We start from the raw sequence: 26,571 nt of genomic DNA on the forward strand, positions 1-26,571 counted from the left end.
GCGATAACTCGCCTGCCGGGTTAATCGACACTCGTGGCGGCAAGTGCTAGGGTTCGCGACTTTAACAAACGGAGACGAGCGATGAGCGCAGAATATTCCCTGCATGACCTGACCAAGGCCAAGGAAGCGCTGGAGCTTGCCGAAAAGGAATGGGAAGAAGACAACGGCAATAATCGCCAGGCCCATATCAAGAAGATATCCGCCGCCCGTGCCGACTTTGCCATGATCGAAGGCCAGCTCAAGCGTGACGGTATCATCGCCGAGGAAGACGCGGCGTTTTAATGATGTATAGGGTTCTTCCATGTCTTTGGGTTGGCCATCTCACCTCGGGCAGGCCCTGAAGCAAGCTCCAGGACGCCTTATTCCTTGGCGGCTGCCTGAAGGTTAACCGTGTGAATCGTTTCCAGGAGAACGCATGTCCCAGAAAATCTATTGCATCGCTAGCTTCATGCCCAAGCCCGGCCGGGAAGATGCTGCATTCAAGGCCCTGCAAAGCCTTGAGCCTAATGCTCACCGCGAGGATGCCTGTCTGCATTACACGGTAACGCGCCAGATCGACAGTCCCTTTGCTTCGGGCACAAGCTTCCCGATTGTATTTCATGAAGTCTGGGCCAATCGTGAAGCCTTTGAAGCTCACTGCCAGCGGCGTGAAATTCAGGAATTTTTCCAGACACACGTGGAATCTGCTGATGGTGATATCGAAGATGCCAATGTATGTGTCTATACCGATGAGCCTGCCAATTTCGATGCCCCGCAAGTGTAGTGCCCTCCGGGCATAACGCGGGTACTGGACATCACACTGTTACGCAGGTTTCGCTGCCGGATCTGCGTCTTTGCTTCTGAGAAGCGCAACCGCCCTTCTGCTGCACTTGCCAATGAGATCAGCGCTTCTCAATTAGGTACGTTTCCTGTCAGGAGGACAGCATGCATCATCTTGTTAAACGACGTCCCCTTTGGGCATTAGCGCTTCTCAGCCTTGCCCTGGTGGGCTGTTCGGGCGTGAGTGTCGAGGATTATGCGGGCAGCGAGCCGCGTCTGGATATTGCCGAGTACTTCGAGGGCGATACCCGCGCCTGGGGCATGGTGCAAGACTACTCAGGCGAAGTTCAGCGGCGTTTTACCGTTGATATTACGGGGACGGTCGACGGTGAGACGCTGACGCTCGATGAGCGATTCCAATATGCCGATGGTGAAACGGATCGCCGTGTCTGGACGTTTGAGCGCGTCGACGAACACCGCTGGGTTGGGCAGGCCAGCGACGTGGAAGGCGACGTAGAAGCGACACAGTACGGGCATGTCTTCCACATGAACTATCCGCTGGAAGTCACAGTCGGCGGTCGACAACTGACGTTTACCATGGATGACTGGATGTATCTGCAGCCTGACGGACGGCTGATCAATCGTACCGACATGTCCAAGTTCGGTGTGACGCTTGGCGAAATCACACTGTCTTTCGATAAGATACCCTGATTGATCATTACCGCTTGCCCCGACCAATGAAGACCCGAGTCGTCAGCCAGACGATAAAAGGCCCCGATAACGCCGTTATCGGGGCCCGACTAGCTAACTAGCGACGTTGCCGCTTAGAGCGGCTTCTTGTCGCCCCCATCCTCGCCCGGCGCGGCGTAGGATCCATCCTCGCGGTGCACTTCGTTACCGGTCAAGCCCGGCGTGAAGACACAAGCGAGATGCATGGTCTTGCTGGCACGTAGGAGATGTTCGTCATGCTGGTCGAGGATATAGATATCGCCCGGCTTGATCGGCCAGATCTTGCCGTCTGCCAGGGTTTCTACCTCACCCTCACCTTCGATGCAGAAAACGGCTTCGAAGTGGTTCTTGTAATGGATGTGCGTCTCGGTACCTTCATAGATACGAGTGATATGGAAAGAACAATGGCCACCGTCGTCCGCCAGAGAAAGACGGGTGCTGTCCCAGTTGCCGCTGTCAGCTTTTACCAAACGTTCTGTCTTACGCGCTTCTTCGAGATTGCGAACGATCATTATGCACTTCCTCTGTTGAAATACTTAACGGGGAGCCCGATGAGACCGGACTCCCAGGGCTCTGCCATCACGTGATAGCGATGCAGACGTCGGCTTACCCAAATACATGCTTGATGCTAGCTTCGACGATGTCCAGCCCTTCGAGCAAATCTTCGTCGCTAATGGTCAGCGGGCACAGGCACTTGATCGCCTGACCGTCGTGGCCACTGGTCTCGATGATCAGGCCACGCTTGAAGGCTTCAGCGGTGATCTGGTCGGCGATATCGCCAGTCCCTACATCCAGGGCGCGCATCAGGCCGCGACCGCGCTCGGAGGCAGGGATGCCCTTATCGGTCAACCACTCGGCCAATTGCTGAAAGCGTTGCTCGACGATACGCCCCTTGCGGGTCACGTCACGCTCGAGCTTGTCGTCGCTCCAGAATTCGCGCATCGCGGCAGTAGCCGTGGTGAAGGCCAAGTTGAAGCCACGGAAGGTGCCGTTGTACTGGCCGGGTTTCCACTTATCGAGCTCCGGGCGCATCAACACGTGAGCGAACGGCAGACCGAAACCGGATAGCGACTTGGAGTTGGCAACAATATCCGGCTTGAGGCCTGCATGCTCGAAGCTGAAGAACTTGCCGGTACGGCCACAGCCTGCCTGGATGTCGTCAACGATGAGCAGAATGTGATTATCCTGGCAGATCTGTTCCAGTCGCTTGAGCCACTCGATGCCCGCTGGATTGATACCGCCCTCGCCCTGCACCGTCTCAATGATCACGGCAGCGGGAATATCCAGGCCGCTAGAGTTGTCGCCGAGCATCTTTTCAAAGTAATCGAGCGTATCGATGCCTTCACCAAGGTAGCCGTCAAACGGCATGAAAGCGGTGCCCTGCGTCGGTATCCCACCGGTGGCTTCGCGGAACTTACGGTTCCCGGTAGTCGCCAGAGCCCCCATCGTCACGCCATGAAAGCCGTTGGTGAATGTGACGATGTTGTGACGCCCCGTGGCCACTCGGGCCAGACGAATCGCAGCCTCAACGGCATTGGTGCCGGTGGGACCCGGCAGGTGCACCTTGTACTCGAGACCACGCGGCCTGAGGATCAGCTCATCGAGGGTTTCCAGGTATTCGCGCTTGGCCTTGGTCCACATGTCCAGACCATGAACGATGCCATCATCAGCCAGGTAATCCAGCATGGCTTTTTTTAGCTTCGGATGATTGTGCCCATAGTTGAGCGTGCCGGCGCCGGCCAGAAAGTCGATATATTCATTACCCTCTTCATCCGTCAGACGCGCGCCTTGAGCCTTGGCCAATACGATCGGGAAAGAGCGCGAATAGGTGCGGACGTTGGATTCCATTTGTTCGAGGATCTGGGTTTCCATACTGATCTCCTTGTAAGAAAGATAAGAAAAAATTTGGACGCGAGAAATGGCAGCCCGCCAAAGATTGGCAGACTGTCACGCCACATCTGGCGAAAAAGGAACTAGATGCGATCAGGCTTGAAGGGGCCAATACGCACGAGATTCTCTGGGTCGTGTTCCCCACCGAGTTGGTCGGTTGAGAAATATTCACGGCTATTGAGCGGTGCATGCCAGCGGGCAGCGAGACGGGTAAACAGCCCCCAGGAGGCAGCATTATCCGGCGTTATCGTGGTTTCCAGGTGGCGTACGCTGAGTAGCGCTGGACGCCCCATTACCGCCTCGACCATTCGACGCGCAAGGCCGGTACCGCGGGCCTTTTCACCGACGGCGACCTGCCAGAGGAAGTAAGTATCTGGTGCATTGCTCTTCACGTAGCCAGAAACAAATCCAACGATTTCCCCTTCCTCGTTGGTAGCAACGGCGCAACTGTCACGAAACTGCGTGGCAAGCAGTAGATACGCATAGGCAGAATTGACGTCCAGCGGCGGGCATGCCTTGATGAGCTCGTAGATGCCCCAGCCGTCGTCGGGATTCGGCTTGCGAATATAAAGCGGTGTTTCATCATTTCCGACGACGGCATCGGCAACGCTTGGGCGTGCCAATTCTGCGGAAGTCGTGAAAGGCTGCGTCGATACGTTCATAGGTATGCTTCGCTATTGGCGAATTTGTGCATAATCATAACAAAGGGTTATGAACAGATCAAAGCCCCCCTTATCATGATTCGCAACATCCATAACCTAGGGTTATGGCCAAATACGCGACACCATGCATACCAAGGATGGCCGACATGCATGGTGTGACGATACCTTGCAGTTTAGCCGCATCGGGCCCAAGTGAGTGCCAAAATACAAAAAGGCCACCTCGTACGAGATGGCCTTTCGACTGGCGAACGGCATGTGGGCTTATGGCGGCGTCCTGCCGCATGCTTTAGCGGCGGGTTACACTGCGCATAGTGACGAATTCTTCAGCGCCAGTAGGATGAATACCCACGGTGGCATCGAAATCAGCCTTGGTCAGACGTGCACGAACGGCGATGGCGATACCCTGAATCAATTCGCCCGCATCCTCACCTACCATGTGAGCACCCAGCACGCGGTCGCTGGCATCATCGACAATCAATTTCATCAGGCAACGCTCGTCACTGCCGGAAAGCGTGTGCTTCATGGGCTTGAAGTCGGCGGCATACACGCGGATCGCGTCAAATTCGGCTCGTGCTTCCTCTTCGGAAAGTCCAACCGTGCCGATATTGGGATGGCAGAACACCGCGGTGGCAATGCTTGGGTAATCCAGAGGCTTGGGCGCACTATCTCCGAAGTGATGCTGTACGAGCTGCATGGCCTCTTCCAGGGCCACCGGTGTCAACTCTGGTCCGCTGGTCACATCGCCGAGCGCCAGAATAGACGGCGTCGATGTTTCGAAACGCTCATCGATGGCGATCTTGCCATCCTTGTCTAGCGCAATGTCCAGCTTGTCCAGGCCCAGACCTTCGAGGTGGGGCTTGCGACCGGTCGCTGAGAGCACCGCATCCACCTCGAGAGTCTCCCCATTGGTGAGGGTTACCAGATAGGCATCGCCTTGGGCGTCAATTCGCTCGATATTCGTCTCGAAATGCAGGTTGAGGCCCTTCTTGACCATCTCATCGCGGGTGAACTCGCGCACTTCACGGTCAAAGCCACGCAAGAACAATTCGCCGCGATAAACCAGGTGGGATTCACTTCCGAGGCCATTGAAGATGCTGGCAAACTCCACCGCGATATAACCTCCACCAAGCACCAGGAAGCGATCGGGAAATGTATCCAAATCAAATACCTGGTTGGAGTTCAGCACATGCTCATTGCCTGGAAAATCCGGTACCCAGGGCCAGCCACCGGTGGCCACCAGAATTTTCTCGGCGCTGAAGGTCTCGCCATTCACCTCAATATGGTTGGCATCGGTTACCGTGGCGCGACCGTTGATCAGTCGCACATCGGCATTATCGAGCAGGCGCCCATAAATGCCGTTTAGGCGTTTGATTTCTTCGATCTTGTTATCGCGCAGGGTTGCCCAGTCGAAGCGCGGCGCTTCGGATAGCTGCCACCCGAAGCCGGCACTATCGTGGAAGGCTTCCTGGAAGTGGGCGGCGTAGGAATAGAGCTTCTTGGGCACGCAGCCTACGTTGACACAGGTGCCGCCGAGATAGCGGTCTTCGGCGATGGCCACTCGGGCGCCCGCGGCGGCAGCGGTTCGCGCAGCACGAACACCACCAGACCCTGCGCCTATGACAAAGAGATCGTAATCAAACTGGGACACAATATTCTCCTGAATGCTGGAACCTAAAAAGCGATACAGGGATGATAACAGTGATAAATCCATGCTGGGAGGTCCGCCGTTGACCGCCATGGCTGTACACGGTAAAAAGCGTGCCACCCCAATGGCCGTCTCTACGAGGGTTCGACGATGATGAATGAAATGAAGAAACTGCTAGAGCGCAATCGCGAGTGGGCGCAAAGTGTGCACGAACAGGATCCCGACTTCTTTACCCGACTCTCGGAACAGCAGAATCCCGACTACCTGTGGATCGGGTGTTCGGACTCGCGGGTCCCTGCAAACCAGATCATCGATCTGCCGCCGGGCGAGGTCTTCGTTCACCGCAACGTCGCGAACCTCCTCCACCACAACGACATGAATGCCCTGTCCGTGGTGCAGTTCGCGGTCGATGTGCTCAAGGTCAAACACATCATGATCGTAGGTCACTATGGCTGCGGGGGTGTAAAGGCCGCAGTAACCGGCGGCGAATGCGGCATCGTCGACTACTGGCTGCATAGTGTGCGTGAACTCTACAGCCGCCATCGCAAGAACCTGGAGACACTCCCGCTCGAGGAACAGGTCGATCGCATGTGCGAGCTCAACGTCAAGGCGCAGGTCGATAACCTCTGCCGCACCAAGATCATCCAGCGCGCCTGGCAGCGCGGCCAGAAGCTGGCGGTACATGGCTGGGTGTATGGCTTGAGCGACGGCCGCGTCACCGATCTGGAGTGCACCGTTCAGGGCCTCGATCAGGTGCCTCAGCTATATCGCGTCGACCGCCTGGTGCCTGCCGATCAGGTTGACTGACCCCTCCTCTTTTTGCCTCTGCCATTCGTTGGCTGATTCAGCCAACGAATGGCGTCTCTCATAATTTCGATTGTCCGTCCCTCAAACGACTGTCTAAGGTGTTCAACGTCATCGCTCCCCGCGAGGCTTGATAACAACGGAAAGACAACGTCGATAACAACCACAATTGGGGACCTACATGATCTTTCGAAAAACCCTGCTGGCCACCCTCATCGGTGCCACTGCAGTGGGCGCTGCCCTGCTGCCCGTCACGGCTTCTGCGGAAAACACCCTGCGCATGGCCTATGATGCCGACCCGGTGTCTCTGGACATTCACGAGCAGTTGTCCGGCGGTATCCTGCAACTATCGCATATGACCTTCGACCCCTTGGTTCGCTGGACCAAAGATCTCGACTTCGAACCGCGCCTCGCCACGTCCTGGGAACAGGTCGACGACACCACCATGCGCATGACGCTGCGCGAGGGGGTGACCTTCCACAGCGGTAACAAGTTCACCGCCGAAGACGTGGTCTTCACCGTCGAACGCTTGAAGGAAAGTCCCGACTTCAAGGCGATCTTCGCGCCGGTCGAAAGCGTGACAGCCATCGATGACACCACCATCGAATTCACTACCACCAAGCCTTATCCGCTACTGCTGAACCTGGCGACCTACATCTTCCCGCTGGATAGCGAGTTCTACAGCGGCACCGATGAAGACGGCGACCCCAAGGACGAGATCGTCAAGAACGGTAACTCCTATGCCTCGCGCCACCTATCAGGCACCGGTCCCTTTGAAGTCACCAACCGTCAGCAGGGCGTACGCATCGACTTCGAGCGTAATGACGACTATTGGGACCAGTCTTCGCCGGGTAATGTCGACAACATCGTTCTGACCCCGATCGGCGAAAACGCAACCCGTGTCGCGGCCCTGCTCTCGGGTGATGTCGATTTCATCGCGCCCGTGCCGCCTAATGATCTGGATCGCATCCGCAACGACGAAGACGTCCAGCTGGTGACCATGTCGGGCACGCGGATCATCCTGTTCCATATGGACCAGAATCGCGTCGAGGCCTTCAAGGATCCCCGCGTGCGTAAGGCGTTCGCCTATGCCATCAACCAGGAAGGTATCGCCGACCGGCTGATGAAGGGCTTCGCCACACCGGCTGCTCAGCTGTCTCCTGCCGGTTATACGGGGCATAACGATGAGCTGAGCCCGCGCTACGATGTGGAAAAAGCCAAGGAACTGATGGCCGAGGCCGGCTATGAGGATGGCTTCTCGATCACCATGATGGCGCCCAATAACCGCTACGTGAACGATGCCAAGATCGCCCAGGCGGTGGCTGCCATGCTGGCCCGCATCAACGTCACGGTCGATCTCAAGACCCTGCCCAAGGCCCAGTACTGGGGTGAGTTCGATGAGCGGGCCGCCGACATGATGATGATCGGCTGGCACTCTGACACCGAGGACTCAGCGAACTTCTACCAGTACCTGACCGAGTGCCCGGATGCAGAGACCGGTGCCGGCCAGTACAACGCCAGCAACTACTGCAATCCCGAGATTGATGCCCTGGTGGCCGAGGCTAACGTCGAAGTCGATCTGGAGAAGCGCGCCGAAATGCTGCAAGCCGTGGAACAGGCTCTCTACGATGATGCGGCCTTCGTTCCGCTTCACTGGCAGGACCTGGCCTGGGCCTCCGCGGAAAACGTCAATATCGAGCCAATCCTCAACGTCATGAATTTCCCCTACCTCGGGGATCTGGTGATCGAGGAATAACCCTCGCCTTCCGTGCCGGCTCTCTCAGGGCCGGCGTTTGCCGATACCGTTGTCATCGCACAGCCTTGAGGGCAGTGCGATGATCACCGCATGCCTACAGGACGCAATCCATGATTGCCTTTCTGATCAAGCGACTGTTCCACGCCTTTCTGGTGATGTTTGTCATCAGCGTGATCAGCTTCGCCATCCAGGACAACCTGGGCGACCCGATCCAACAGATGGTCGGTCAGTCCGTGCCCGAGAGCGAACGCGCTGAACTGCGTGAAGAACTGGGCCTCAATGACCCCTTCTTCGTCCAGTATCTGCGCTTTGCCAAGAACGCGGCGCAATTCGACTTTGGCTATTCATACATCTTCAATGAGCCGACCACTCAGGTGATCATGCGCCACCTGCCTGCCACGCTGGAGCTGGTCGCGGCGACCACCTTGCTGATTGTACTGCTGTCGGTGCCTATCGGCGTTTACAGTGCTATCAAGCCGAGAGCCTGGCTGTCTCGGGCCTTCATGGGCATCTCGATCGTCGGTATTTCGATCCCGGTGTTCTTGACCGCTATTGTATTGATTCAGCTGTTCGCCATCGGCGTAGAAGTTACGCCCTTCCCCGTTGATACCGTCTGGGGGGCCTGGCTCAACGACCTGCTCTCGACCGATGGCGGCATGCCTGCCTATGGCCGTGGCAACCCCGTCAATGTGTTCGGCACCTGGGATACCAACTTCAGCTCTCTTGAAGGTCTGACCTACCTAGTATTACCGGCCATATCGCTGGCCTCAATCATGCTGCCGCTGTTCATTCGCCTCATTCGTGCCGAAATGCTCGAGGTACTGCAGTCCGAGTACGTGAAGTTCGCACGGGCCAAGGGCATCTCGCTGCGTCGCATCTACTTCGTACATGCGCTCAAGAACACCATGCTGCCAGTGATCACCGTCGGAGGTGTCCAGATCGGCACGCTGGTGGCCTACACCATTCTGACCGAAACGGTCTTCCAGTGGCCGGGCATGGGGTTGATGTTCCTCGATGCCATCGAGCGCTCGGATATTCCCTTGATCGTCACCTATCTGATGATCGTCGGGCTGATCTTTGTGATCACCAACACTCTGGTCGATTTGATTTACGGCCTGGTCAATCCCACCGTCAAGCTTACCGGCAAGCCCGCCTGAGCCTGACTGCCATGAGAGAGAACGTCATGAGTGACACAATCGTTCCCGGCCGGTGGGCACGCTTTCGCGATTCCTACCTGCTCTACAGCTTCAAGCGCGACCTGATAGCCCAGATCAGCCTGGTGATCTTCGCGTTGTTGATCTTCGCCGCCGTGTTTGCCCCCTGGCTGGCCCCTGCCAACCCTTATGATCTTGCCCAGATCGATATCCTGGCCTCGGAGCTTCCACCCTTCTGGATCGATGGTGCTGATCCTGCGTATCTCATGGGCACCGATGCACAGGGCCGAGACCTGCTGTCGACCATTCTTTATGGCGCACGGGTCTCGCTGATCATCGGCTTTGGTGCGGTACTGATGCAGGCCGTCATCGGCGTCAGCTTTGGCTTGATGGCGGGTTATCTGGGGGGGCGAGTGGATGCCTTCCTGATGCGCCTGGCCGATATCCAGCTGTCGTTCTCGACCCTGATGGTCGCCATCATCGTCGGCGCTCTGGTCAAGGCGATCTTCGGCGGCGCGACCTTCAGCGAGTATGCCGTGCCACTATTGGTGCTGATCATCGGGCTGGCCGAATGGCCACAGTATGCTCGAACAGTACGCGCCTCGGTGCTTGCCGAACGCAGCAAGGAATACGTTGATGCCGCCCGCGTCATGGGCCTCAAGAGCCGGCGAATCATGTTCCGTCACATATTGCCCAACACCCTGTCGCCGATCTTCGTGATCTCCACGGTGCAGGTTGCCAACGCCATCATCTCCGAGGCCGCGCTGTCCTTCCTGGGACTCGGCATGCCGGAAACACACCCGTCACTTGGCTCGCTGATCAAGTCAGGCTTTGACTATATCCAGTCGGGCTCCTGGTGGATCACGCTGATTCCCGGTGCCGTTCTGGTCATTCTCGTGCTGGTCATCAACCTGCTGGGCGACTGGCTGCGCGATGTCCTCAATCCACGTCTCTACAAGGGCTGAGGAGTCACCCATGGCACTCTTGGAAGTGAATAACCTCGATGTCCGCTTCGCCCTGCGTGGCGGCGACGTGCGCGCCCTGCGCGACGTCTGCTTCACCCTCGACCGCGGTGAACGGCTGGGTATCGTCGGCGAATCCGGTGCCGGCAAGTCGGTTGCAGCCTTCAGCCTGTTGAATCTGATCGCCAAGCCGGGCTACATCGCTGGCGGCAGCATCATCTTCGATGGCAAGGAGCTGTCGGGCATGAAGGATCGTGGCCTGCGACGTGTCCGTGGCAACCGCATCTCGATGATCTTTCAGGATCCGATGATGACGCTGAACCCGGTTCTGTCGATTGGCGAACAGATGGTCGAATGCCTGAAGGCCCACCGCCGCATCTCGACGCGTGAGGCCCGGGCGATCGCCCTTCACAAGCTGAATCAGGTGCAGATTCCTTCACCGGAAACCCGTCTCGATCAGTACCCACACGAGTTGTCTGGTGGCATGCGACAACGGGTGATTATCGCCATCGCCCTGCTCCTCGACCCTGACATCATTATCGCCGACGAGCCGACCACTGCGCTGGATGTGACCATCCAGGCCGAGATCATGGACCTGCTGCTGGAGCTCTGCGACAAGCACAATGTCGGGCTGGTACTGATCACTCATGATCTAGGCGTGGTCAGCCAGGTCACCCAGCGCATGTTGGTCATGTATGCCGGCCGCGTGATTGAGCAGGGTCCGACCCGCGAGATCATCAACGACCCCCAGCACCCCTATACCCAAGGGCTGATCAATGCTCTGCCGCAGATGGCCACCCCCGGTTCACGGCTCAATCAGATTCCCGGCAGCATGCCGTCACTCTCGAACCTGCCCAGCGGCTGCGCCTTCCACCCGCGCTGCGGTTTTGTCAAAGACGCCAATGGTACGCCTCGTAAGGCCTGCCTCGACAAGGTCCCCGGCTTTGTTGAATCAGGCAACTGCCGGGTGGCCTGTCATATGGTCGCCGAGATGATCAACCAACAAGAACGCGACTCGCGAGAGGAGATCCTATGACCGCTGCCGTGTCACAGCACGACCCCAAGGCCTCCGAGGTCGCCAGCCGGGCTAGCGACGCCGACGTGCCGCTGATGGAAATTCGCCATCTCCACAAGCGTTTCTCGCTCTCGGGTGATTTCCTCGAGCAGCTCAAGTTCAAGGGTGGCAAGCTGATCCGCGAACAGGAATATGTGCATGCCATCAATGGTATCGATCTCGATATCCGGCGTGGTGAAGCACTGTGCGTGGTGGGTGAATCCGGCTGCGGCAAGTCCACGGTAGCGCGCACGGTGATGGGCCTTTTGACACCGAGCCAGGGCGAGATCCGCTACGCAGGGCAGCGCATCGACAATATGTCGACGAAGGAACTGCTGCCCTATCGCCGGCGCATGCAGATGATCTTCCAGAATCCCTATGCCTCGCTCAACCCGCGCATGACCATTCAGCAAACCCTCGAGGAACCGATTCGCCTGCACCACCCCGACTGGTCGAGGGAACGGGTACGCGATCAGGTGCGCGATGTCATGGATTCAGTGGGCATTGACCCGGACTGGGGGCCGCGCTTCGGTCATGAATTCTCCGGCGGCCAGCGGCAGCGCATCGCCATTGCTCGGGCACTGGCCGTGGACCCGGAATTCATCGTCGCCGACGAGCCGATCTCGGCACTCGACGTCTCCATCCAGGCGCAAGTGCTGAACCTGATGATGGAGGCGCAGCAGCAACGCAACCTGACCTATCTGTTCATTACCCATGATCTTGCCGTGGTCGAACACGTCGGCACCCGGGTGGCCGTCATGTACCTGGGTATGGTGTGCGAAATTGCGCCCACCGGCACGCTATTTGCGAAACCGCGACACCCCTACACCCAGGCCTTGCTGTCGGCGATCCCGCGACTGGAAGATGATCGCCCTCAACATATCCGCCTGCAGGGCGAGGTACCAACGCCCGTGAACCTGCCCTCTGGGTGTGTCTTCCACGGTCGCTGTCCCCATGCCAACGAGCGCTGTCGAAAGGAAGTGCCGAGACTGATCGACGTCGAGGACGGCGCCCGGGTCGCCTGCCATGGTGTCGAGGAAGGTCGCCTATAAGCCGCCCATGGCGAGGGTTTGTATATCGACTTCATACGAGTACGTGTGCGTAGCTCACCGCTCAGTGTTTTGAACCTCAGTATCTTGAGCAGATGGGTACGCCACGGCTCGTCATAACACAGGAAAGGTATGGAATTACGCTGGCTGGAAGACTTCATTGCCCTGGCCCGCACGCGACACTTCTCGCGGGCCGCGGATGAGCAGAACGTCACCCAGCCAACCTTCTCTCGCCGCATCAAACTGCTTGAGGAGGAGATGGGAACGACGCTGATCAACCGCCAGACGCTGCCACTATCCCTGACGCCTGCCGGAGAGGAGTTTCTGGCACTCTGCGAACAGATCACAGAGCGTGTGCGTATTACCCGCGACCGGATTGCGCGGCTAAATGAATCGCAGTCGCGTCGACTGTTGCTGGCAGCCCCCCAGAGCCTGCTTTCGCATTTCCTCACCGACTGGCTGGATGAAATGGGGCAGCCTCCGTTGCAGCCTTATCTACGTGCGACCGGCTGGCTAGCGGCCGACTACTTCCAGGCACTCGAACGCGGCGAGTGTGACCTGGCGGCCTGCTACTGGCCTAAAGGACGCACACCTCTGGAGCTCGATATCTCGGGATTCGAGCACCGGGTGATCGGCAGTGAGCGGCTGGTACCGGTCGCTATTCCCGATGACTTCGGAAAACCCCGCTTCTGCCTGCCGGGTGAACGCCGCGCCCCCCAGCCGCTGATTGCCTATCATGCCCGGGGGCTGATGCAGGCAGCCATTGAGGATCATCTAGTGCGTCAGCCGAAGGTCTGTCACTTCAATGTGCTGACCGAGAGTATCCAAAGCAGCAATGTCCGGGAACTGGTGTGCCTGGGGCATGGACTGGGCTGGCTACCCGAGCGGGTGGCACGCGATGCCTTGGCGTCAGGTCAGCTGGTCCGGGCCGGTACATCTGAATGGGATATTCCTCTGGAAGTGCGGCTATATCGTCATCGCGAGGCCCATCAAAGCGGCCTCGAGGATTTCTGGTCGACCCTCGAGGCCTCACGGACCTGATTCGATTCATATACGAAGACTTAGGAATAGCCACATGATGAAAGAGACGCTTGAACGCAAGCAACTTGCCCACCTCCAAACCCTCATGACCAGCTATGAAACGCTTCTGGCGGCGCATGGCTTTGATGGCGTACTGATCTATAGTGGCCATCCACACCGTCATTTCGCCGATGACCAGCATGCCAGCTTCGCGACTTATGGCCATTTCATGCACTGGGTTCCCCTACAAGGCCTAGAGCACAGCTGGTTGCTGATTTGTCCGGGCAAGGCGCCGAAACTTCAGTTGCATGCCCCCGCGGATTTCTGGCATCTGGGCACCGAGCTTCCCGACGAAGCCTGGGTCGCAGCCTTTTCCATCGAACGTGTAGCTACACCAGCGCCGCCTCGACTGCCGGCGGGACGCTTTGCGGTACTGGGTGAGGTCGATGTCGACACCGCCAAGGCGTTAGGCGCCGAGCTCAACCCTCAGACACTAACGCAGGCGCTGGACGAGGGACGCGTGCGCAAGAGTGACTACGAGATCGCCTGCTTGCATGAGGCGAATCGTCGTGCCGGGCTTGGTCACCGCGCCGCCCGTGAAGCCTTTTTCGATGGCGGTGCTGAGCTAGATATTCAGCTTGCCTATCTAGGCGCTAGTCGTCAGCGGGAATCAGATCTGCCCTATCAGAACATCGTCGGTGTCAATCGGCATGCGGCCGTATTGCACTATCAGCACTACGACCTGACACCTGCTCGCAGCCATCACAGCCTGCTGGTTGATGCCGGGAACCGCTTTCGCGGCTACTCAGCCGATATTACTCGGACCTGGGCGGGAGGTGATGCAAGCGATGCCTTTGCCGGCTTGATCGAGGGCGTGACGACGATTCAGCGCAACCTGACCAAGGCGATAGCCCCAGGTATCAGCTATCCGGCGCTACATGCTCGCATGCATCAAGAACTGGGAGCGCTGCTCGGTGAGTTGGGTATTACTCGCTGTGATGCCACGAGCGCTGTTGAGCAAGGCATTACTCGGGCATTCTGCCCACATGGCCTCGGGCACTTGCTGGGTCTTCAGGTTCATGATGTGGCAGGCAGGCGTGCGGCGGACGGCACCGAGTTAGCGGCGCCTGCAGAACATCCGGCGCTGCGCCTGACGCGCACATTGGAAGCGGGCATGGTGTTGACGATGGAGCCGGGCTGCTATGTGATTCCGATGCTGCTGGATCCGCTGCGTGAAAAGGCCGCCGGCGGTGACATCAATTGGGATGCGGTGGAGGCGCTGGCACCTCATGGTGGGGTACGTATCGAGGACAATGTCCTGGTGACCAACGATGGATCAGAGAACCTGACCCCGGTCATCTGAGAAGCGTGTAACCTTGCACCCGCCCTCAAGCGCGATAAGCTTGAGGGTATCCCCCCCAACGCGAGGCAGGCATGTCACGCCCTATTGTTCCCGCCGACTTTCGCCCTGCCAGAGGGCTTGGCAACCGCCACCTGCAGACCTTGCTGCCGCGGATGTTGCCTGCACCGCGCATGGTCTGCGAGACGGAGATCGTCAACCTGCCTGATGGTGACTTCGTTGAATTGGCATGGGGACCGCCTGTCCCTGAACGTGATGATGCACCACTGTTCATCCTCTTTCATGGACTTGAAGGCTCGATCGAATCCCCTTACGCCAAGGGCTTGATGCACACCGCAACGCGCCTGGGCTGGCGCAGCGTATTGATGCATTTTCGTGGCTGTGGTCAAGCCCCCAACCGTCTGCCCAGAGCCTATCATAGCGGCGATACCGCGGATGCCTACTGGGTGATCGGCCAACTGGCGAGACGCTATCCGAAGGCTCTCAAGGTAGCTGCTGGTGTTTCGCTTGGCGGTAATATGCTCGCCAAGCTGGTCGCAGAACAGGGAGGTGATGGCCTGGATCTGGCGGGCGCCATTGTCATCAGTGCTCCACTAGACTTGGCAGCCAGTGCCGATGCCCTGAATCGCGGCTTTGCCAAGGTCTATCAGCGCCACCTGCTGAAAGGTCTGAAAAAGAAGGTGTTAGCCAAGATGCAACTTGGCCCCTTGCCGATAGCCCTGAACCCACATCAGCTCTGGGAGCTCGACTCTTTCTGGGCTTACGATAATGAAGTCACGGCACCACTGCATGGCTTCCACTCAGCAAGCGACTATTATGCCCGCGCATCAGCCGGACCTCTGCTTGGCAATATCGAGTTGCCCACCTTGATGCTGCATGCCGCTGACGACCCCTTTATGCCCAGCGACCTCTTCGAACGTCTGCCCTCCCCGTCGGATGCGGTAAGGGTCGAAATTGCAAGGCATGGCGGACACGTCGGATTCATCGAGGCCCGCCACGGCTGCCTACGCTCTTGGCTGCATCGTCGTGTCGCGAGTCAGCTTGACGATTGGGCATCGTCAGGGCCCCAGACGCACTGGCGAACCTCTCTGGCTAGCCGATCGGACAACTGACGCCTGTTCCCTTCAGACCGCAATACCCGTTGGGATTCTTGGCCAGATACTGCTGGTGATACTCCTCGGCGTAGTAAAACGTCTCCAGCGGAGCGATCTCGGTGGTAATCTCCCCACCACCGGCTGCCTTCAGCGCTTGCTGGTACCTCTCGCGGCTCTGTTCGGCTACTTGACGCTGAACGTCCGTCGTGACGTAGATCGCGGAACGATATTGAGTGCCGATATCATTGCCCTGCCGCATGCCCTGAGTCGGGTCATGGGCCTCCCAGAAGATGCGCAGTAGGCGCTCAAGCGAGAGTGTAGTTGGGTCATAGATCACCCGCACCACCTCGGCATGGCCGGTCCAACCGGAACAGGTCTCTTCGTAGGTGGGATTGGGCGTGTAACCGCCGGCATAGCCAACGGCCGTGACCACAACGCCGGGAAGTTGCCAGAAGAGTTGCTCAGCACCCCAGAAACAGCCCAGACCCAAGACGATATCCTCACTTCCCTCGGGAAACGGTGGACACATCGAAGCGCCATTTACCTTATGACGCCCGCTGATGGCAATTGGTGTGTCGCGTCCTGGCAAGGCACGTGCGGGGCTGACAGGTTGTTGCTTGTCGGCATGGCGCATGGTGAGCTCCTTGGTCTTGCGAGTGAGTAATGAGACGGTTTTCAAGGTCTTGGTTCTGCCTTGCCCAGACTGAAGCTATACACCAAGTCGACGGCCTGGGCGGCACCAGACACGGCCTCAATATAGAGGTTGCGCCAAAGGGTATAGCGCAGCGTCAGTTCGGCGATTGGCTCGAATACCCCGACGCCATAACTGACACGCAAATCCTCGCTGAGTTGCCCGCTGACCACCACTTCCGATTCACTGCCGCTGCCTGCCGTTTCGACTGACAGGTCACCGATGCCGAAGGTCTCTCCAATTTGGCCGATGGCTCCGCCGGTTTTGGACAATGACAGGCCGATCAGGGCCGACGTCAACGCGCCACTGTCCGACTCTGTATCCGTCGGGGCTCGGCCACGCAGCAGGTAGGACAAGGCTCGCCCTTCTTCCATGGCCGGCTCAGAGAAGACCGACAGGCTTGGCGATTCTGCCGAACCGGTGACCCGCAAACCGGCAATCACGCCGTCTTGAGTCTTCTCTTCGCTGCGAATCGCCTCGAACTGCAAGAGTGGCTGACCAGCGGGACCACTGAACAAGAGTTGCCCCTGACGAATCCTCAGATCCTGGCCATAAGCGCGAAAGCGCCCGCCCACCAGGCTGACTTCACCAAACAACTGCACAGGGCCACTACTTTGGCGGACCTGCAACCGGCCTTCCAGGCCGGTTTCCAGGCCATAAGCCTCAAGCTGCATGTCAGGGCCCAGCAACAGCTCGACTCTGATGCTGGTGGCCATCCCGGCTTCGGCCAATGCCTCTGCGGTGTTTTCTCCTGTGCCGGCCTCTTTGGCTATGGCGGCCTCGCGACGGGCACGTCGATCATCACGACGGGTAATGATCACCTCATCATCACTGGGGCTAGTCGCGGAAGGCGGGATCTGACCGATTTCCAAACGTGCCCAAGGCACTCTGACCTGGCCACGTACGCTAAGTAGCTCGGGGCTGACATTGATGGCGATATCCGGTGCGATACGCAGTCGCCCGATATCAGGAATCTCGAGTTGCAAGGGCTCTTCCTGACCATCAATGGAAAGAGCCAATGCCCACTCCTCGGCACTTGGCCAGCGAGCATCGCCACTCAGATCCAGGCGGCCCCGATCGCTGTGGATCACCCCCTCAATCTGACCACTGTCACCACGTAGCCGAACACCCAGACGACCGTCACGCACGGCCACAGGAAGACCGCTACCCGACGCTTGGAGCGAATCCAGCGAGAGATCACCGGTCAGGGTGGGGAAAGCAATGTCGCCACCCACTGCGACATCGCCGTTCAGGCTACCTTCAAGGGTTTCAACATCGCCAACCAGTGGTTGAAAAGGGGCAAGCTGCAGACTTTGGAGCCGCAACCGCCCATCAAGGGCTCCTTCGCCCTGAGGGTCATCAATCCGCAGCGATAGATTGGCCGACCCGGCTTGATTCAGGCCAAGGTCGAGCTCGATATTCGCTGCCTCAGGTGTGGCATCGGCGCTCAGCGTCAGTTGGGTGGTCGGAAGCGTGACGGGCTGTCCGCCGGCATCAAGGGCATCGATATCCAGTCGGCTATCGAGGTTGGCATCCAATGTCCAATCACTGCCCTGCTCTTGCCAGGCGACGACCACGCTTGCGTTACTGTCACCGCTGACTTCCCACCCCATCGGCAGACTCGGCTCGAGCATCGCCATGGGCAGCTCCGTGAGCCTCAAGGTGGCGCGTCCTTGCTGAGCAGAGGCATCAATGGGTTCGGTGCTGCACAGTTGACCGCCTTCCTCGCGACGTAGGCAAAAAGGCGACAGGCTAGCGCTCGTCTTGGGGATATCGACATCGAATGCCAGTGCGTCATCCAGACGCAACGTGCCGAGGTCCGCATCGACCTCCAGCGGCATCAGCTGTCCCTGATAGCGATCACGATCAGCGTTAAGCCCGCCTTCAAGCGTCAGGCCAGCACGAGATAGTGGCATACCCTGCCCGGCCGTCGCCTCGAGCGTCAGGCGGTGTGCGGAGAGTTGACCCGTGAGGTCCATCTCGAAGCGCGACAGCCGCTGTCCGCCGGCCAGCAAACGCTCGACGTCCAGCTGGACATCCAGATCAGGGTCATCAATCCCCTGAGTACGCGCTCGAAGTGTCAGACTACCGATGCGATTATCAGCAAAGATAAGCCTATCGCCACTCAGGTCCAGCGCCAGGGCGGGAGTGTCCAGACTTCCGCTGAGTTGAAAGTCGCCCGCAAGCGTACCCCCTAGGTCAGGAGATAGCGCAGAAAGCCCTGATGCCTGCAGCGAACCTGACAAGTCCATCTGTTCACCGACCTGGCCTTCGGCGGTGAGACGGTTATCCCCTTGACGTAGATCAAGCCGATCAATGTTCCAGCGCATGTCGCTGTTGCCGCTAAGGCTTGCCGATAGAGAGAGCGGTAAGTCGTTGAGTTTGCCGTCGATGGCAAGCTCTGGCACGCCGAGCCGCCAGCCTTGGTTTGCCTGCACAAAGCGAATGGTGGCATCGCCGTCCAGACGGCCTGCCACGGCATTGGTATAGGCACCAGGATCCAGACCGTCCAGATTGACGGTCGCATCGAGTGTCAGGCCATCGGCCCAATTGACGTCACCACGACTGATCAATGCGCCATCCCCGCTCTTGAGCGAGAGGGGGAGCCAGGAGAAGTGCTCAGCATCGCCAGAGCCTGTTACCGCCAAGCGGGTTGGCGCCACCTGCGGGCCAGAAGCCTCGGCCGAAAGCGCGAGGCGATAGTCAAGCAGACTCCCTTCCAGGCGCGCCCTGAGATTCGTCAAACGGTAAGGCTCCACCTTCTCGCTCGTATCTGCTGGCGTCGCACCGGGCAGAGGCCATTGAAGCGCATCGGAATCAAGCTTCAGCGAAAAAGGCAGCGTCGGTGCCAGCGCATCAAGACTGGCATCGAGTTGCGCATTCGCCGGGCCAGCCGCCCTCAGCGATACGTCCAGATCAGCCAGACTGCCCGTAAGGTTCAAGTCGAGCTGCTCGCCAGACAGCTCAGGCAAGGCAGCCAATTGCTTGATCTGGGCGTTGAGAGAGGCGTCCAACGGATAGTTATCGCGAAGCGATACTTTGGCCTCCAGACGCGCATCGGTCTCAGGCATGGCAAGGGTAAGAGGTGATATCTCTATGTCACTGCCCTGCCCAGAAAGGCTCAGGGCCAGGCGATCGATTCGATAAGCACTGGGCCCGGTTAGCGCCGCATCCTCGACGATCAGACTTGGGACTTCGATTGCCAGCGGCAGTGTGATGGCTGGCAGAGCGATTCGTTCGCGCTGGTCCAGCGGAACGGCCGGTTCAGTGGAGGCAACGTCCTCATTGCTGACAGCAGGCGGCACTTGGCGAGCCACGCTTCCTGCACTATCGATAGCCTCAGCGGTCAGCGACGATGATGCCCCAGTTGTTTCCTCAAGGGCCAGCGTCTGTCCCTCTGACCCCGGAAGGGCGACACGCAAACCGGAGAGCGTAGTCGGCGACAGTGTCAAGGTGCCGGCTTCAAGCGACGCCCCGGTCTGGAAATTCGACCACGTCAGCCTGGTACCATCAGCAAGACGCACATCGACGTCATCGAGGAAGATCTCCCGAAGTTCGATCGGGAACGGCACCATGATATTGGGGGGAGACCCAGCCTCCGCAGGGGCTTCATCTTGCACACCAGGTTCACTAGCGGAGAGATGTATACGAGCCCCTTCGACACCCAGGCGATCTAGACATAACTTGCTGTCCAGCAAGCAGTCGTCGGACCAAGCAAGCTCAAGACGTTCAATGTCAATGCTGGCTGGCCCAGCCTCAAGAGAGAACCCTTCGATCACCAGGTCGTCGAGGGGCGCTCCAGAGACGTCGCGGTAGGTAAAAAAGCCTCTAGACTGTCCCTTTTCGAGCAGCAGCCCGGTGCCCCAGGGGGATAAGGCTAACCCCGCCACAAACAGCACCAGGCCGATTAGCCAAATGGGTAACCATAGTATTAAGCGGAGTAGCGCCCGACTCCATGCCTTGAGTTTCGTCATGCCGGTGTCGTTCCTTGCGGGTTAGAGCTCCGGGCCAATGGAGAAGTGAATGCGATAGGCGTTGTCCGGGTCGTCCACAGGATGCGCTACATCGAAGCGAATCGGGCCCACAGGGGAAATCCAACGCACGCCGAGCCCTGCCCCCGTCTTTAGATCGGCACCCGCCCAGTCTTGGAAGGCATTGCCGCTATCGACAAAGGCTGCGCCCCACCAGTCACCAGTGACGCGGCGCTGGGCTTCGATGCTGGCGGTAAAGCGCTGTTGCCCACCCGTTAATTCACCGTCAGCATTTTCAGGTGAGAGGCTTTCATAGCTATAACCCCGCACGCTGCTATCGCCACCCGTGAAGAAACGCAGAGAAGGCGGAATCTTGTCGAAGTCATCGGTTTCAATGGCCCCAAGGCCGACGCGACCGATGAAGCGATTGTTATCGCCGAGCATGCGGATCCACTGGCTATCGAGAGTGGTTCTGAAGAAAGTCGCGCCCGAACCCCAGGCCGTGTCGGAGTAAGCAAACGAGATCCGCTGTCGGTCTCCCCAGGTCGGGAAAATGGGATTGCGGCTACGCGTACGTGACCAGCTGACACCCGGGTAGTACAGCAGCACCTGGTCATCCTCGTCGGCTTGGGTGTAGTCCTCGTAAGTGGTGCGTACAAACAGGTCTTGTGTCCAGCCGTTGTCAAACTTCCAGCGCCTCGACACTTCTGTCGATATCTCCAGGCTCTGGGTATCCTCGTTGTCGATCTGTTGCAACCCATAGGTGATGCTATAGCTATCGCGTAACGGGTTCTCGAGAGGTATTAAATACTCGCCGGCAAACTCCTGCTCGGGCCCAGAGAGGAAAAGCTCGTTAGTAAGACTGTGACCCGCACTGTTTAACCAGGGCTGCGTCCAGGACAGTCGAGCGCGGGGGCCTACGTCCGTGGCATAACCAATCCCCGTTTCAATACGATGCCGATCAGCCGGCACCAGGGTTACCTCAACCGGGACCTCATGACGATTATCTGGGTAGATCCGACTGGCGGCGGTCAGTGCCTGTTGATCAATACGATTCGCTTCTGCCGACGTGCTGGCAGGGATAGGGTTTTCTATATCAGCTTCTTGCCACCACGGGGAAAGGGATCGTCCCGAGGGGGGAGCGAGTGCCAAATCGGCGGAAGTGGTCAGTTGAGGCCGCACGCTGATCCTGGAAAACCAATCACTCTGCGATAGGCTCTGATTGTATTGAGCCAGTTGGCCAGCCAGGTAAGGATCACCCGGGGCGAACGGCAACATCTTACGCAAGCGTTCATCATCAATCTGGCTGCCTTTGATGGCGATGTCACCAAAACGGTAGCGAGGGCCGCTATCGAGCGTCAGATAAATACGGGCACTCTGTTCCCAGGGGCGTACTTCCATGCGGCGTTCAGGAAATGTCGCATCAAAATATCCCCTCTGTAGTGAAAGGGATGACAATCGGCTACGTAGGCTTTCATAAGGCGCGTGAACCAGCGGTTCTCCGACCTTCAGCCCAGGTTCAGCAAGCACCTCATCAAAGGCTTCATCCTGTTTGGCATCTCCGTTGACGACCAGATCAAGCACGGTAATCTTGACCCGTTCCCCCGGTGAGATGGAAAGCTCGGCGCTTTCGATAGGCTCGCCGGTAAAACGGATATCAAGACTGGGCTCGTAGTAGCCATAGACGCGCATGGCCTCGAATGTCTGGCTTCGCACCTTGGCGCGGAGGCGTTCTTCACGAAATTGGGCGGGATCTATGGCATCAAGATAGAGCACCACATTCTCGGCAGCTGGCCCCTCAAGGCCCTCGATGTCGACATCCAATGCCTGAGCAACAGATGATATTCCCAGACCAAGGCCGAGAATGCTCAGTCGCCATCCAGGTCTAAAGCGCATATTAACGTGCCTCCAGTGACTCCAGCTGGGCACTTAGAGCCAGCTGGGACTGTCGCAGTTCAGTGAGTTGTGCGCGATAGTCTTCTAGACGCTGCTGAATGGCTTCCTGTGTTGACTCTGCTTGATCCCATTCAGTGGCCGACTCCTCGATATCCGAGGCCAGATCATCCTGGTCTTTCTCGAGCGAGCGCGTAGCACTCATCAGAGAGGCTGAGACCACTTCCTGAGCAGACTGACGCTGCTCCGTCTGAGTCAGTTTTTCGGCAAGCGTGTTCATGCGTTCTTCAAGTGCCGCTGTGTCGCTCTTGACCACATCTAAACGCGCCGACAGGGCAGCTCTGGCATCATCACCGTTACGCTCCAGGGCATCCAGTGAGGAGCGAGTAGCGTCGAGCACGGCCTGGAAATTTTCCTGGCGGTCGGCCTGTTCATCAAGACGCGTATCGAGCGTACCGATCTCTGTGCTGCCGCTCATATCCTCACGCAAGTTGGCGATTTGCGCTTCCTGCTCATTGAGACGCTGTACCAACTGGCCCTGCTCTTCCCCCATCACATCCAGGGCGTTTTCAAATTGCTCGAAATTGCCTCCACGATTCGCATCAAGTCCGTCGAAACGCGCATGCACGTTGGATAGCTGCCCCTGCAGCTGGCGGAGCTCCTGCTGCAAGCTCAGGCGCTCCTGCCAGGCTAAATAGCCCAAGCCGCCAAGAGCACCCGACAGCAACAGCACCAGGCACCATAAAGGCCAAAGCCTTGGTGCTGGCTGCGCATAGCGAGCCTGGCCGCCAAGGCTGGCATTCACATCCGGTACGATGTGGGTGAGGCGCTCTTCATCCGGGCGCTCGGCCATAGGTGACTCCTTGCCGGGAGGTTAAACAGGTATCAAAAACAAAGGTCGTGTCCGCCATGATTGAGGCATGCCCCTCAATCATTGGCGAGGATACCCCAGAGTGCTATGATGAGGCGATACTACATAAGCGCAGATGCTTGGTATCATAAGGTTTTTTGTTCCTGTGATCATCTTTTTGGCACGATCCTGGCATCTCGATTAGAGGGTAGGAGCCCACCCTGAATGAATTGGACTCCCGCCCCTTGAATTATGTTCGGAAGGGCACCAGTACTAGATCTGAGTCACCTTCCCAATGACCGACGAGGAGTAAATCATGGCATTTGAACTACCCGCCCTGCCGTACGAAAAAAATGCGCTGGAACCGCACATTTCTGCCGAGACGCTTGAGTATCATTATGGCAAGCATCACCAAGCCTATGTGACCAAGCTCAACCAGCTGACAGATGGCACTGATGATGCCAACAAGTCACTGGAAGAGATCATCCAGTCAGCTTCCGGCGGCCTGTTCAATCAAGCTGCTCAGGTCTGGAACCACACGTTCTACTGGCACTGCCTGTCTCCGAACGGCGGTGGTGAGCCGACCGGCGCACTGGCCGATGCCATCAACGCCAAGTTCGGTTCCTTCGAAGAATTCAAGGAAGCCTTCAACGCCAAGGCGGTAGGCAACTTTGGTTCAGGCTGGACCTGGCTGATCAAAACCGCTGATGGCGGTGTTGATATCGTCAACACTGACGATGCCGACACCCCGGTTGCACATGGCCAGACGCCGCTGCTGACTATCGATGTTTGGGAACACGCCTACTACATCGACTATCGCAATGCCCGTCCCAAGTATCTCGAGAATGTCTGGAAGATCCTGAACTGGGACTTCGTTGCGCAGAACTTCGCGTAAATCGCGCTTGAATCAAGCCATCTTTCGAGATGTGCCTTGAACAAAAAACCCTCGCCATTGGCGAGGGTTTTTTTATAACGGAACCAACCTTACTTGCCGGCCATCACGGGTCGGCACGGCGTCCAATTCCGCGATAAACGAGACCACGGCCGGCCACATAATCAGGATCGAAGATATTGCGTCCATCAAGGACGAGCCGTTCGGCCAACAGCTTTCCAAGCAGGCGCCAATCGGGGTTCCAGTAGCACTTCCATTCGGTGACCAACATCAGTGCATCGGCCCCCTGACAAGCGACATAGGGATCGCTTTCACACAACGTGAGCTGCGGGTGATCGCCAACAGCCTTACGCAAGGCCGGCAGTGCCGAGGGATCATGAAGGCGCACGTTGACACCTTGAGCCCACAGGGCGTCCAGAAGAGGCAGCACTGGCGCATGATCGATGCGTGCCGTGCCCGGTTTGAAGGCCGCCCCCCAGATGGCGACAGTGCGCCCCTCCAGTTGCCCCCGAAAGTAGGCCCAAAGCTTACGGAACAGGGTCTCTTTCTTGTGCTCGTTGATGTCGATCACCTGGCCCAGCAGTGCAGAGCCGCGACCGCTGGCAGACTGCACGTCGGCGAGCCTCATCAGATCGCGCGAAAAGTTAGGGCCACCGAAACCACAACCCGGATACAGATACTCATAGCCGATTCGCGGATCGGCTCCCATGCCCTGGCGAACATACTCAACATCGACCCCAAGGGTGTCGGCCAGACCGGCGATATCATTCATGTAGCTGATGCGGGTAGCCAGCATGCCGTTGATGGCCAGCTTCGTCAGCTCGGCGGCACGTCGCGGCATGCACTGGAAGACCTCGCTTCGGCGGTTGAAGGCCCGCAGCAGTTCACGTACCTGGTCAGTGGCGCGACTGTCTTCACTCCCCAGCAACCAACGCACCGGGCGAGTGAAAACTTGCCAAGCGCGTCCTTCTTCGAGCATGTCCGGCAACGCCACAGCGACCTGGCCGGCATGCCCCATCAGTGCTTCCAGGCGCTCGGTTTCACCGACCGGAAACATCGAGTTGTTGACCACTACAAGCGGTGCCGTCTGGCGTGCGGCCAAGGCCTCGACGGCAGCCTGCGCCGATTCGCGCTGATCAGGCGCCAGAGCCAACCATAGTACATCGACCTCTGAGACCCCACCTACCGGTTCGTCACCGGCGTCAGTGATCTCGAGAGCGCCATCGCGACAGGCCACATCCAACTGGACAATCAACTCCGGTTCACGAGTCAACCAATCGGCTTTCTTGAGCTCGGCCCAAGGCTGATCGGCATGTGCCTCCCAGATGACACGGTGCCCCACACTGGCCAATGCTGCCGCAGCGGTCGCCGCGGCTAGCTCACTTCCCTGTACGACAACGCGCATGGCTTACTCCTCAACGGCATAGCGTTGCATCAGGTTTTGGAAGCCTTCGCCAAATTTGGGATGGCGCTTAGCGAAGACCAGGATGGCTTCGAGGTATCCAAGCTGATGACCACAGTCATAGGTCTCTCCCTGCATGCGAAACGCTTGGACCCCTTCTCGGGCAATCAGGGTATCGATGGCATCCGTCAGCTGGATCTCGCCGCCGGCACCGGGCTGCGTCTTCTCCAGCAGCGCGAAGATGGAACCGGGAAGCAGATAGCGACCTATCACCGCCAGGGTCGAAGGCGCCTCTCCAGCAGCGGGCTTTTCGACCACGCTTGCCATCGGAGCGGAATGTCCGGCCTCTGGTGTGTCACCTTTCAGGGCCACGATGCCATATTTATGGGTCATCTCCTCGGGGACATTTTCCACCATGATCTGAGACTGACCACTATCTTCGTAGGCCTTCATCATCCCGGCCAAATCATTCTGGGCAAGCCCATGGCCATCTACCAGCACATCGGGTAGCAGCACGGCAAAGGGCTCGTCGTCCCCTATCACCGGCCGTGCACAGGATACCGCATGGCCGAGGCCGAGCGCCTCGGGCTGGCGCACGCTGATGATCTTGACGTCATCAGGGATGATATTGCGCAATTCCTCGAGCAGTTCCTGCTTCCCCTTGGCCTCAAGGGTAGTCTCAAGTTCAAAGTGCTTGTCGAAATGGTCTTCGATAGCGCCCTTGCTCGAGTGAGTCACCAGCACGATTTCCTTGATGCCGGCGGCCACGGCTTCTTCTACCACATACTGAATCACCGGTTTATCGACGATGGTGATCATTTCCTTGGGTATGGCCTTGGAGGCCGGCAAGCAGCGAGTACCTAAACCGGCGACGGGCAACACAGCCTTACGAATCATGGTGTTCCTTCCTGTTGGATATGAAGTGTCGGTTAAC

The 26,571-nt window shown here is 58.2% G+C and carries 23 protein-coding genes; 13 read left to right on the forward strand and 10 right to left on the reverse strand.

What is annotated here, in order from left to right; translation table 11 throughout:
• The first annotated feature begins 81 nt into the window (after positions 1–81).
• From HF027_RS03400 to HF027_RS03410, 3 genes are all read left to right on the forward strand, one after another.
• Positions 82–282, forward strand: coding sequence for a hypothetical protein (locus HF027_RS03400; RefSeq protein ID WP_136254570.1), 201 nt, complete (start codon positions 82–84; stop codon positions 280–282).
• Between the two features lie 133 nt (positions 283–415).
• On the forward strand, positions 416–763 hold the full coding sequence (locus HF027_RS03405; protein ID WP_168012914.1) for a putative quinol monooxygenase: 348 nt from the start codon (positions 416–418) through the stop codon (positions 761–763).
• A 161-nt stretch (positions 764–924) separates the two neighbouring features.
• Positions 925–1,470 carry a DUF3833 domain-containing protein gene (locus tag HF027_RS03410; protein ID WP_168012916.1) on the forward strand — a complete coding sequence of 182 codons (546 nt, stop codon included), beginning with the start codon at positions 925–927 and terminating at the stop codon, positions 1,468–1,470.
• A 113-nt stretch (positions 1,471–1,583) separates the two neighbouring features.
• Here HF027_RS03410 and HF027_RS03415 read toward each other — a convergent pair whose 3' ends face one another.
• From HF027_RS03415 to gorA, 4 genes are all read right to left on the reverse strand, one after another.
• Positions 1,584–2,000, reverse strand: a complete 417-nt coding sequence (locus HF027_RS03415; RefSeq protein ID WP_168012918.1) for an ectoine synthase — start codon at positions 1,998–2,000, stop codon at positions 1,584–1,586.
• A gap of 94 nt (positions 2,001–2,094) precedes the next feature.
• Entirely contained in the window at positions 2,095–3,360 is a 1,266-nt protein-coding gene (ectB, locus tag HF027_RS03420) for a diaminobutyrate--2-oxoglutarate transaminase (protein WP_168012920.1), read from the reverse strand.
• A gap of 101 nt (positions 3,361–3,461) precedes the next feature.
• On the reverse strand, positions 3,462–4,040 hold the full coding sequence (ectA, locus tag HF027_RS03425) for a diaminobutyrate acetyltransferase (protein ID WP_168012922.1): 579 nt from the start codon (positions 4,038–4,040) through the stop codon (positions 3,462–3,464).
• Between the two features lie 286 nt (positions 4,041–4,326).
• Complete coding sequence (gene gorA / locus HF027_RS03430) at positions 4,327–5,688, reverse strand: glutathione-disulfide reductase (RefSeq protein ID WP_245184470.1); 1,362 nt, start codon at positions 5,686–5,688, stop codon at positions 4,327–4,329.
• Between the two features lie 147 nt (positions 5,689–5,835).
• On the opposite strand from gorA, the gene can reads away from it, so the two are divergent.
• From can to HF027_RS03475, 9 genes are all read left to right on the forward strand, one after another.
• A complete protein-coding gene (gene can / locus HF027_RS03435; RefSeq protein ID WP_168012926.1) occupies positions 5,836–6,492 on the forward strand; it encodes a carbonate dehydratase in 657 nt (218 codons plus the stop codon).
• 178 nt (positions 6,493–6,670) lie between these two features.
• Positions 6,671–8,245, forward strand: a complete 1,575-nt coding sequence (locus HF027_RS03440; RefSeq protein ID WP_168012928.1) for an ABC transporter substrate-binding protein — start codon at positions 6,671–6,673, stop codon at positions 8,243–8,245.
• Between the two features lie 110 nt (positions 8,246–8,355).
• Positions 8,356–9,402, forward strand: a complete 1,047-nt coding sequence (locus tag HF027_RS03445) for an ABC transporter permease (RefSeq protein WP_168012930.1) — start codon at positions 8,356–8,358, stop codon at positions 9,400–9,402.
• A 26-nt stretch (positions 9,403–9,428) separates the two neighbouring features.
• Entirely contained in the window at positions 9,429–10,364 is a 936-nt protein-coding gene (locus tag HF027_RS03450; RefSeq protein WP_168012932.1) for an ABC transporter permease, read from the forward strand.
• Between the two features lie 10 nt (positions 10,365–10,374).
• Positions 10,375–11,397, forward strand: coding sequence for an ABC transporter ATP-binding protein (locus tag HF027_RS03455; RefSeq protein ID WP_168012934.1), 1,023 nt, complete (start codon positions 10,375–10,377; stop codon positions 11,395–11,397).
• A gap of 74 nt (positions 11,398–11,471) precedes the next feature.
• Positions 11,472–12,467, forward strand: a complete 996-nt coding sequence (locus tag HF027_RS03460; RefSeq protein ID WP_245184494.1) for an ABC transporter ATP-binding protein — start codon at positions 11,472–11,474, stop codon at positions 12,465–12,467.
• Positions 12,468–12,596: 129 nt separating this feature from the next.
• The gene (locus HF027_RS03465; protein WP_168012938.1) at positions 12,597–13,505 is read left to right on the forward strand and encodes a LysR family transcriptional regulator; all 909 of its coding nucleotides are present in this window, start codon (positions 12,597–12,599) and stop codon (positions 13,503–13,505) included.
• A gap of 34 nt (positions 13,506–13,539) precedes the next feature.
• Positions 13,540–14,847, forward strand: a complete 1,308-nt coding sequence (gene pepQ, locus HF027_RS03470) for a Xaa-Pro dipeptidase (protein ID WP_342448707.1) — start codon at positions 13,540–13,542, stop codon at positions 14,845–14,847.
• A 71-nt stretch (positions 14,848–14,918) separates the two neighbouring features.
• A complete protein-coding gene (locus HF027_RS03475) occupies positions 14,919–15,956 on the forward strand; it encodes a hydrolase (protein WP_168012940.1) in 1,038 nt (345 codons plus the stop codon).
• Here HF027_RS03475 and msrA read toward each other — a convergent pair.
• From msrA to HF027_RS03495, 4 genes are read right to left on the reverse strand one after another with little or no spacing between them, the layout of a single operon-like run.
• Positions 15,937–16,572, reverse strand: coding sequence for a peptide-methionine (S)-S-oxide reductase MsrA (gene msrA / locus HF027_RS03480; RefSeq protein ID WP_168012942.1), 636 nt, complete (start codon positions 16,570–16,572; stop codon positions 15,937–15,939). The two genes, HF027_RS03475 and msrA, sit on opposite strands and share 20 nt — an antisense overlap.
• Before the next feature lie 41 nt (positions 16,573–16,613).
• On the reverse strand, positions 16,614–20,603 hold the full coding sequence (gene tamB, locus HF027_RS03485) for an autotransporter assembly complex protein TamB (protein WP_168012944.1): 3,990 nt from the start codon (positions 20,601–20,603) through the stop codon (positions 16,614–16,616).
• 21 nt (positions 20,604–20,624) lie between these two features.
• Entirely contained in the window at positions 20,625–22,496 is a 1,872-nt protein-coding gene (gene tamA, locus HF027_RS03490) for an autotransporter assembly complex protein TamA (protein ID WP_168013186.1), read from the reverse strand.
• 1 nt (position 22,497) lies between these two features.
• Positions 22,498–23,346, reverse strand: a complete 849-nt coding sequence (locus HF027_RS03495) for a coiled-coil domain-containing protein (protein ID WP_168012946.1) — start codon at positions 23,344–23,346, stop codon at positions 22,498–22,500.
• A 313-nt stretch (positions 23,347–23,659) separates the two neighbouring features.
• On the opposite strand from HF027_RS03495, the gene HF027_RS03500 reads away from it, so the two are divergent.
• Entirely contained in the window at positions 23,660–24,238 is a 579-nt protein-coding gene (locus HF027_RS03500; protein ID WP_168012948.1) for a superoxide dismutase, read from the forward strand.
• Between the two features lie 103 nt (positions 24,239–24,341).
• Here HF027_RS03500 and HF027_RS03505 read toward each other — a convergent pair whose 3' ends face one another.
• A complete protein-coding gene (locus HF027_RS03505) occupies positions 24,342–25,640 on the reverse strand; it encodes a nucleotide sugar dehydrogenase (protein WP_168012950.1) in 1,299 nt (432 codons plus the stop codon).
• A gap of 3 nt (positions 25,641–25,643) precedes the next feature.
• Complete coding sequence (gene galU, locus HF027_RS03510) at positions 25,644–26,534, reverse strand: UTP--glucose-1-phosphate uridylyltransferase GalU (protein WP_168012952.1); 891 nt, start codon at positions 26,532–26,534, stop codon at positions 25,644–25,646.
• Positions 26,535–26,571: the final 37 nt, after the last annotated feature.

The organism is Halomonas salinarum, from assembly GCF_012062845.1.
GTDB classification, from domain to species: Bacteria; Pseudomonadota; Gammaproteobacteria; order Pseudomonadales; family Halomonadaceae; genus Onishia; species Onishia salinarum.